The organism is Italian clover phyllody phytoplasma str. MA1 (assembly GCF_000300695.1).
Taxonomy (GTDB): domain Bacteria; phylum Bacillota_I; class Bacilli_A; order Acholeplasmatales; family Acholeplasmataceae; genus Phytoplasma.
In genome coordinates this window covers 1-8,444 of record NZ_AKIM01000009.1, presented here as the reverse complement: position 1 = coordinate 8,444, position 8,444 = coordinate 1, and the positions used below count along the sequence as shown (strand labels likewise).

Genomic DNA, 8,444 nt, shown 5'->3' with positions numbered 1-8,444 from the left:
TTAACAAAAAAATCTTTTATCAACTACAAAAAATAACATGGATTCATTTGTTTTCAAAATTGAAAATCTTGTTTATGTTTATAATAATTTATTTTTTTCAATAACAACATGAATCTAACTTGATTTTAACACACAATTGATCTTTATTAACACAAAATCATTTATTTTTGTTTTATTTTGTCTCTAATATCTTAGATAAAATATTTTCTAGGGGTTTTTTTTCAAAAACGACTTGATAAGCACTTTGGATGATAGGTAAAGAAATGTTTTTCTCTATAGATAAGTCATAAAAAACTTTTAAATTGTTAACTCCTTCAATAGTTTGAAAAGAATTAGCATAAATATCGTTTAAATCTATTCCTAAACGGATTTTTTTACCCGCTTGATAATTACGTGAATTTTCGTTAAAAGCTGTCACAATAAAATCTCCTAAACCAGAAAGCCCTAAAACAATGTCGGTTTTCATGTCTAAAACTTCTAACACTTTTTTCATTTCTATAATGCCTAAACTGATAAAAGCCGCTTTAGCGTTAGTTTGGAAATCCTCATTATCTAAAACACCGCTTACCAAAGATAAAGCATTTTTAAAAGCACTACATAATTCGGATCCAATAACATCATCAGAAGAATTGATTTTCAAATAATGAGGGTTAGAAAACATTTCCACTATTTCTTCGCTAAAAACTTTATCATCAGAAGCAGACAATAAAAAAGTTATTCGTCTTAAAATGACTTCTTCCGCATGCGAAGGGCCCAATAAAGAAGCATAATTTTTCAACTTATCAGGATCTATTTCCTCTTTAGTAATTTGAAAAATCATTTTATTACTCTTAGTTTCAATCCCTTTAGAAGCGTTAATAAAACTTTTGGGTTTTTCCAAAAGAGGATTAATTTGTTTTAAAAAAGTTCTCATTTTTTGAGCAGGGATACATAAAACAATGATATCTGCAAAATTCAACGCTTTTTCTAAATCAATAGTAGCAACAATCTTTTGCAAAGATAAATCAAAAATAGGATGTTGTTGATTATTAATTTTATTAATATATGTTTCGTTATTATCATATATTAAGACTTGATGTTGATTGTCGGTCAGAACTTGTCCTAAAGTAGAACCCCAAGCGCCGCCGCCCATAATAGTGATTTTTTTCATAACAAATCCATTTCTTTCTTTTTAAAAATCATTTTAATCGGTAATCCTCTTAATTCTAAGTGTAATCTCAATTGGTTGTTTAAATATCTTTTATAAGAAAAATGAATATAATCAGGATTATTAACTAAACAAACGAATTCCGGCGGTTTGGTCGATGTTTGTTTCAAAAAATAAAATTTAGCCTTTCCGCCTTTAAATAAAGCAGGAGGATTCATTTGTGTCGCTTCATGCAAAATATCGTTCAAAAGGGCGGCACTAAAAGATTGATGATAATTATAAAATATTTCTTCTAAAACAGGAAAAAAGGTATGAATTCTTTTTTTATTAAAAGCTGACACATACACAATAGGAACATGATCAAAAAATTTAAATTCATTTTTGATTTTTTGATCAAATTTTTTCATATCTTTATCGTTATTTTCCGCTAAATCCCATTTATTCACTACAATCATACAAGGTTTAGCATAGTTAAAAATCATAGCCGCAATATTACGGTCTTGATCAGAAATTTCTTGACTAGCGTCCAGAACAAAACAAACAATATCACTTCTTTCAAGAGCGCTTAAAGCTCTTAAAGAACTGTATTTTTCTTGTTTTTCATAAATTTTGCCTCTTTTTATTAAACCGGCAGTATCTACGATATGATACGTTTTACCGTTTTTTTGAAAAACACTTTCCACAGCGTCTGTAGTGGTGCCAGGAACATCAGAAACAATCATTCTTTCTTGTGTTAATAAAGCGTTAGTTAAGGTTGATTTCCCTACATTAGGTCGTCCTATCAAAGAAAACATTAATTCTTCACCATTAATTTTGACATCTGTTTTGCGAGGGTGATGAGCGATTACTTTATCTAATAATTCACCAATACCAATACCATGATGAGTGCTAATTCCCACTAATTCATCAAAACCTAAAGAATAAAAATCATAAACATTTTCGATAAAATTAATATTATCGATTTTATTGACTGCTACGATAATAGGAATATTTTTTTTATAAAGTAGTTTAGCGATATCTAAATCTTCTTGAATCAATCTAGTATGACCGTCGGTCACAAAAATAATTAAATGGGCTTCATTAATAGCCAATTCTGCTTGATGTTTAATTTGTTCTTTAATAGAGACATTTTCAATTTCAATTCCTCCAGTATCAATCAAAGAAAAACTTTGGTTTAACCAGGTAGCTTTAGAATAAATACGATCTTTGGTCGTTCCTGCTTTTTCATAAACAATCGATATTCTTTCATTTAAAATACGATTGAATAAACTCGATTTGCCTACATTAGGGCGCCCTATAATAGCTACTTTAAAATTCATAATTTTTCCATTATTTTAGCTTCTATAAATTGCACCACTTCATCAATAGACATATCAGTCGTATCTAATAATAAAGCATCTTCGGCTTTTTTTAGAGGAGCTATTTCTCTTTCTATATCTTGTTTATCTCTCGCTTCGATACTTTCCGCAATACTTTCTAAAGAAATATTTTTTTGTTTTTTAGCAAACAATTCTTTTTGTTTTCTAAGAGCTCTCATTTGTACAGAAGCCGTTAAAAAAATTTTTAAATTAGCTTTGGGCATCACAACAGTTCCAATGTCTCTTCCGTCCATAATAATAAAAGGATGTTGTTGAATTAATTTTTGTTGTAAATTAAAAATTTTATTTCTTACTACAGCTAAAGAAGAAATAAAAGAGATTTCTTTTTCTATTTCTTTATCTTTTAAACGAGCGGTTAAATCTTCATTATTCAAATAAAAGATATTGTCAGCTAATTTAATATGAGTTTCTTCTAACCTTTTAGCTAAGTTTTTTTGGTCTTCTGGAGTTTTATAAGGTACTTTATTCTTTAAAACATAATAAGTCAAAATACGGAATAAAATACCTGTATTTAAATAAAACCATCCAAATTTATCCGATAATAATTGACTGATAGTGCTTTTACCTGAACCAGCTGGCCCATCAATAGCTAATTTAAAACTTAACATATTATAACATTCTCCGCGTTTTTTGATTCTCTTTCTTTGAGTTGATGAATTGTGGAAATATTCCTCCGAATATTATATTGAGATATCTTTCTTTTTTTTATTTCAAAATTTATTCTAACATTATTTACTCGTGTCTCGAGAGACGTATTGTCCTGTTTCTGTATTCACAATAATTGTTTCATCTTCAGCGATAAAAATAGGTACTTTAACCGTTAAACCTGTTTCTAAAACAGCATCTTTATAAGTGGTAGTTTTTTTAGTATCACCAACCACTCCAGGATCCGTTTGTACCACTTTTAAAGATATTTTGTCTGGCAAAGAAACGCCTAAAATTTCTTTTTCATCACAAAAAACCACTTCTACCACCATTTCTTCAGTTAAATATTTAACTGTATCTTTTAGGATTTTTTGTGGTATTTCAATTTGTTCATAAGTCGTCTCATTAATAAAAACGTATTTTTCATAAGAAATATAAGAAAATTTTAATTTTCTTTTGTCAATTAACGCTGTTTCTACTTTGATACCAGAATTAAAAGTATGTTCGATAATTGCGCCTGTTCTCAAGTTTTTGAGTTTACTTCGTACAAAAGCCGCTCCTTTGCCTGGTTTAACATGTAAAAACTCAATAACTTGGTAAATATGATTATTTAATTTAATGGTTTGACCTGTTTTAAAATCGTTTGTACTAATCATCATTTTAGTTGGATTCCTTTTTTAAAAATTTTTCAATTATATTAATAGCTTGGTTTTCTAAATCATCTGATAAAGCATCTATCACAAATAAAGGTTTTATTTGGTTTTTAAACCATGTTTTTTGTCTTTTAGCGTATTTAAAAGTTTTAGAAATAATTAAGCGTTTAACTTCTTCTAAAGTGATTCTATCTTCTAAAAAAAATTTTATTTCCCGATATCCGATAATATTGAAATTAGCTTGAGGATAATCTTTGATTAAAATTTTGACTTCTTCGATAAAACCTTTTTTTAACATCTGTTCTAACCTTAAAATGATTCTTTGTTTTAAAATCTTGCGATCGATATCTAAATAAATCGCTAAAAAATCAAAAAGAGGCGTTTTTTTACCTTGTTTCTCAGATCTTAATTTGCTTTGGTTTAAATGTTGATAAGCGCTGATAATGCGGTGAGGATTATTCTCATCTAAAACCAAATGAGGATCTTTTTCTTTCACTGCTTGAAGTAGTTGCTTAATATCCGTCTTTTCGTCTAAATAATTTTTAGGAAAAGCTTTTCCTTCAAATTCATAATCAAAAAGAGCGGCTTTAATATATAAACCACTTCCTCCCACTAAAAAAGGAACATCAATTTGAGGAATAATTTTTCTGACATCTTTTTGAAAATCATAAATATTATAACAATCTTTAGGTGAAATAACGTTTAACAAATGATGTTTAATGTTGTTTTGTTCTTCTAAAGTGGCTTTAGCTGAACCAATATCAAATTTTTGATAAATTTGCACTGAATCAGCGTTAATTATTTCACCTTGAAAATGTTGAGCTAATTTGATTGAAAGAGCGGTCTTTCCTGATGTGGTCGGACCTGCAATAACTATAATTTTTTTCACATTCTTTTCCGATTTCTTTTGGAATGAGGTTTAAATAGACAGTAATTTTTTTATTCGCTATATTTAATTTTAGTAATTTTTCTCTCTTTGCCAAAGGTCAATAAAACTCCATTTAATTGTCTTTTCCCTTCAGCGTTTTTTTGTTTCATTTTGTTTTTAGTATTTAAAAAATTATTAATAATAATGTTTTTATCTTGACCGATGACGCCATCTAAAGGACCTGTCATGCCTACATCAGATATATAAAGCGTTTTTTTAGGCAAAATACGATCATCATTCGTTTGGACGTGAGTATGAGTTCCCACTATAGCATCGATTCTTCCGTCAAAATAATGAGCTAAAGCGATTTTCTCACTAGTAGCTTGAGCGTGAAAATCCAATAAAGAATAATCATATTGGTCACGATATTCGTGTAAAATTTTATCTACTTCTGTAAAAGGGGAAGATAAAGAGTCGTTATTCATAAAAACTCTTCCTAAAGCGTTTATTATCAATACCTTTTTATTTTGATATGTAACGATTTTATGACCACTTCCCGCTTTCTTGCTTTCATCATTAACTGGACGAATAACGTTAGAATGGTCAATAAAATTTTCTAAAGAATTGTGCTTCCAAGTATGATTTCCCATAGTCATTAAATTAACTCCAGAAAGAGTTAAATTTTGGTAATTTTCATAATTTAAACCTTGTCCATCGGCTACGTTTTCGGCGTTAACAATGACCATTTCGGCATTATATTTTTTTTTTAAGAGATTGATTTTTTCCATTAAATAATCAACACCTGATTTTCCACAAATGTCTCCGACAAAAAGAATGTTCATCGTTTGCTCCTTTGTTGTATTTTTCCTCATTTGTTGAATTAATAAAATTAACCAAATAATCATTTAAAATAACTTTTTTAACTATTAACGTCAAAAACTTCGGTCACCCTAAATTCTCTGATAACTGTTATTTTAATACTTCCATTGTAATTGATGTTTTTTTGAATTTGCTTTTTAATTTGTTCGACTATCAAAAAAGTTGCTAAATCATCAATTTCTTCTGGTTTAACAATTACTCTTATTTCTCTACCTGATCTAATAGCGTAAGATTTCTCAACTCCTTTAATGTTATCGGCTATTTCTTCTAATTGAGTTATCCTTTGGATATAATTTTCGATTGATTCTCTACGTGCTCCAGGACGAGAAGAACTAATTGCATCAGCAATAGCCACTAAAACAGCTATAACAGTTTTTGGTTCTTCGTCTTCATGATGAGATGCTATAGTATCTATTACTTCTTCAGGCTCTTGAAATTTAGTCGCTAAATCCACACCAATTTTAACATGACTGCCTTCTATTTCGTAATCTAGGGCTTTTCCTATATCATGCAAAAGACCGGCTCTTCTAGCAATATTTTGGTTTTCACCTAATTCAGCGGCTAATTTGCCAGCTATAAAAGCTACTTCCACAGAATGTCTTAAAACATTTTGCCCATAACTAGTTCTAAAATTTAATTTACCCAACAATTGGACTAAATCATTATGAATAAAACCTATTTTAGTTTCTAAAACAGCTTCTTCGCCTATTTCTTGTATAAAATTATCTACTTCAAAATTCATTTTATTAAAAGTTTTTTCAATACTAGTTGGAGTGATTCTACCATCTACGATTAAACTTTCTAAAGTTCTTCTCGCTATTTCTCTTCTAATAGAATCAAAAGAACTTAAAATAACTGTGTTAGGAACATCATCTATAATTAGATCAACTCCTGTGATAATTTCAAAAGATTTAATGTTTCTACCTTCTTTACCGATAATACGACCTTTTAAATCATTATTTTCAAAATAAATGATATCTACATTATGTTCCGAAGAAATATCTCGAGATAAAGTTTGCATTGTGAAAACTAATAAATTAGTGGCTTGTTTTTTAACTTTAAATTTCAACTCTTCTTCTTTTTCTTTAATTAAAAACATCATATCTTGCGCAACTAATGTTCTTGCCTCTTCCATTAAAATTTCTTGAGCTTTAACTTGAGTTAAAGAAGCTATTTCTTCTAATTTTGATTGTTGTTGGTTAATAATTTGTTGGATCTTGCTTTGAAGGCGTTCCATTTCTTTTTTTTGTTTATTGATATTGTGTTCTTTAAAAAACAATAATTCCTCTTTCTCATTTAAATATTTAGTTCGAGAAGCCAACAAGTCTTCTTTATAAATTATTTTTTCCTCTAAATTAACGATTATTTTTCTTCTTTGATTTAAATCATATTCTGTTTCTTTTTTTAATAAATAAATTTCTTTTTTAGCTTCTGATAAGATATCTTGCGCTAATATTTGAGAATTTATTATTTTATCTTTGATTTTTTTATTGGCGTTTTGAAGCATTTTTTCAATTTTAAACCGATAATGAAAAAAATAATAATAAACTCCCGCAGTTAATAAGATTAAGAGCAGAACAACCAAAGCAAGGAACCATAAATTTGTTCCTGGTAACATTTTAATTGTATGCCTTCCCTTTTTTACATATGTGTGTTTTTTTTATTTTTATTCTTGAAAATGAAAATAATTTTTTTATCAAACAAAAATAACTTATCCTTATTATAAACCATTATTTAGAATTAAAAAAAACATTTATTTATATTTTAAATAAAATTCTTTTAAAAATTAATTTATCTTTTTTTTATCTTAATTCTAAATTAGGATTGTAAAAAAACATTATACCATAAAACAACATTATTGTAAAGGCCGAAAGTCCTATAAATAAGACAAAAGGGTTAAATATTTTTTGTTCTTCCCCAGACTTCTTTTCTATGATACGAATATATAAAAAATAAACAAATTAAAAAATTTTAATTTGTTTATGATTGTCCTAGATAAAGGGGGTACAATTAAAAAACTATTTTTATATATAGTCTAAGATAATTGATTGACTTTATTGGAAATAGATCTTTTGCGTCTTTTGCGCGAAGGAGTTTTTTTATCTTCGGCTATATTATTTTTATTTTGTTTTTGTGGATTTAATACTTGTTTTTGCGTTTTATCTAATAAATTTTGACCTAAAGCAATTGTTTTATTTTTTATTTGATGAAATATTTGTGAATTTTGGAATTTATCGAATAAGTCTGCACTAGTGCCTGTTTTACTCTTGCCTTCTGGAACGATTTGGTATTCTTTTGGAGGTGTTAAATCCGAATTTTCTGCTATATTTTCTTCTGATTCAATGTTTAAAGGCGTTTCTTCTGAAACTATTTCTTCTGAGATGGGTTCTTCTGGTTCTGCTATATTTTCTTCTGCAGCAAAAGCGCTGATATAAATGACTGAAAAAATAACCATTAAAATAGCCATTATAAAAAGTGACCCAATGATTAATTTTTTAGAATTGAATTTGTTTGTCAATTTTTTTTGTTAAAACTCCTTTTTTTTGGATGATTTATTTTTTTAATGTTTTTAAAGTTTAATTTTAAGTTTTTAAGTTTAATTTTTGATTTATGTTTAAGTCGGAAAGTTTATAAAATTATAATAATTTTTACAAATATTTAAAATTTAACTATCCGTTAATATTATATATTAACATTTGACTTATAGAAATAAGAAAAATTACTTTATTATCTTTTTCGTTTTATAATAATTTTTACCCTATAAAAGGGGTGAGGCTGGGCTGTTCCGTTTTTTTCATACAACTTTTTATTTTAAAATTGTTCTTTAAGACTAAAAATTAATAGATAATTTCCTATCTTTTCAAACTAAAGAA

General features: G+C 27.7%; 8 protein-coding genes. All 8 read right to left on the bottom strand.

Features of this window, described 5'->3' with window-relative positions; translation table 11 throughout:
• Positions 1 to 172: 172 nt before the first annotated feature.
• The 8 genes from RI01_RS00410 to RI01_RS00375 all read right to left on the bottom strand — a co-directional run bounded on the left by RI01_RS00410 (position 173) and on the right by RI01_RS00375 (position 8,038).
• The gene (locus RI01_RS00410) at positions 173 to 1,150 is read right to left on the bottom strand and encodes an NAD(P)H-dependent glycerol-3-phosphate dehydrogenase (RefSeq protein ID WP_017192698.1); all 978 of its coding nucleotides are present in this window, start codon (positions 1,148 to 1,150) and stop codon (positions 173 to 175) included.
• Entirely contained in the window at positions 1,147 to 2,466 is a 1,320-nt protein-coding gene (gene der, locus RI01_RS00405) for a ribosome biogenesis GTPase Der (protein ID WP_017192697.1), read from the bottom strand. The genes RI01_RS00410 and der overlap by 4 nt, the downstream gene beginning before the upstream one ends.
• A complete protein-coding gene (cmk, locus tag RI01_RS00400; protein WP_017192696.1) occupies positions 2,463 to 3,134 on the bottom strand; it encodes a (d)CMP kinase in 672 nt (223 codons plus the stop codon). The genes der and cmk overlap by 4 nt, the downstream gene beginning before the upstream one ends.
• A 120-nt stretch (positions 3,135 to 3,254) precedes the next feature.
• Positions 3,255 to 3,827: an elongation factor P gene (gene efp / locus RI01_RS00395; protein ID WP_026052425.1), complete on the bottom strand. Its 573-nt coding sequence runs from the start codon at positions 3,825 to 3,827 to the stop codon at positions 3,255 to 3,257.
• 4 nt (positions 3,828 to 3,831) lie between these two features.
• A complete protein-coding gene (miaA, locus tag RI01_RS00390) occupies positions 3,832 to 4,713 on the bottom strand; it encodes a tRNA (adenosine(37)-N6)-dimethylallyltransferase MiaA (RefSeq protein ID WP_017192694.1) in 882 nt (293 codons plus the stop codon).
• A 50-nt stretch (positions 4,714 to 4,763) separates the two neighbouring features.
• The gene (locus RI01_RS00385; protein ID WP_017192693.1) at positions 4,764 to 5,534 is read right to left on the bottom strand and encodes a TIGR00282 family metallophosphoesterase; all 771 of its coding nucleotides are present in this window, start codon (positions 5,532 to 5,534) and stop codon (positions 4,764 to 4,766) included.
• 77 nt (positions 5,535 to 5,611) lie between these two features.
• Positions 5,612 to 7,189 carry a ribonuclease Y gene (gene rny, locus RI01_RS00380; RefSeq protein WP_017192692.1) on the bottom strand — a complete coding sequence of 526 codons (1,578 nt, stop codon included), beginning with the start codon at positions 7,187 to 7,189 and terminating at the stop codon, positions 5,612 to 5,614.
• Between the two features lie 417 nt (positions 7,190 to 7,606).
• A complete protein-coding gene (locus RI01_RS00375; RefSeq protein WP_235728170.1) occupies positions 7,607 to 8,038 on the bottom strand; it encodes a hypothetical protein in 432 nt (143 codons plus the stop codon).
• Between the last annotated feature and the right edge of the window lie 406 nt (positions 8,039 to 8,444).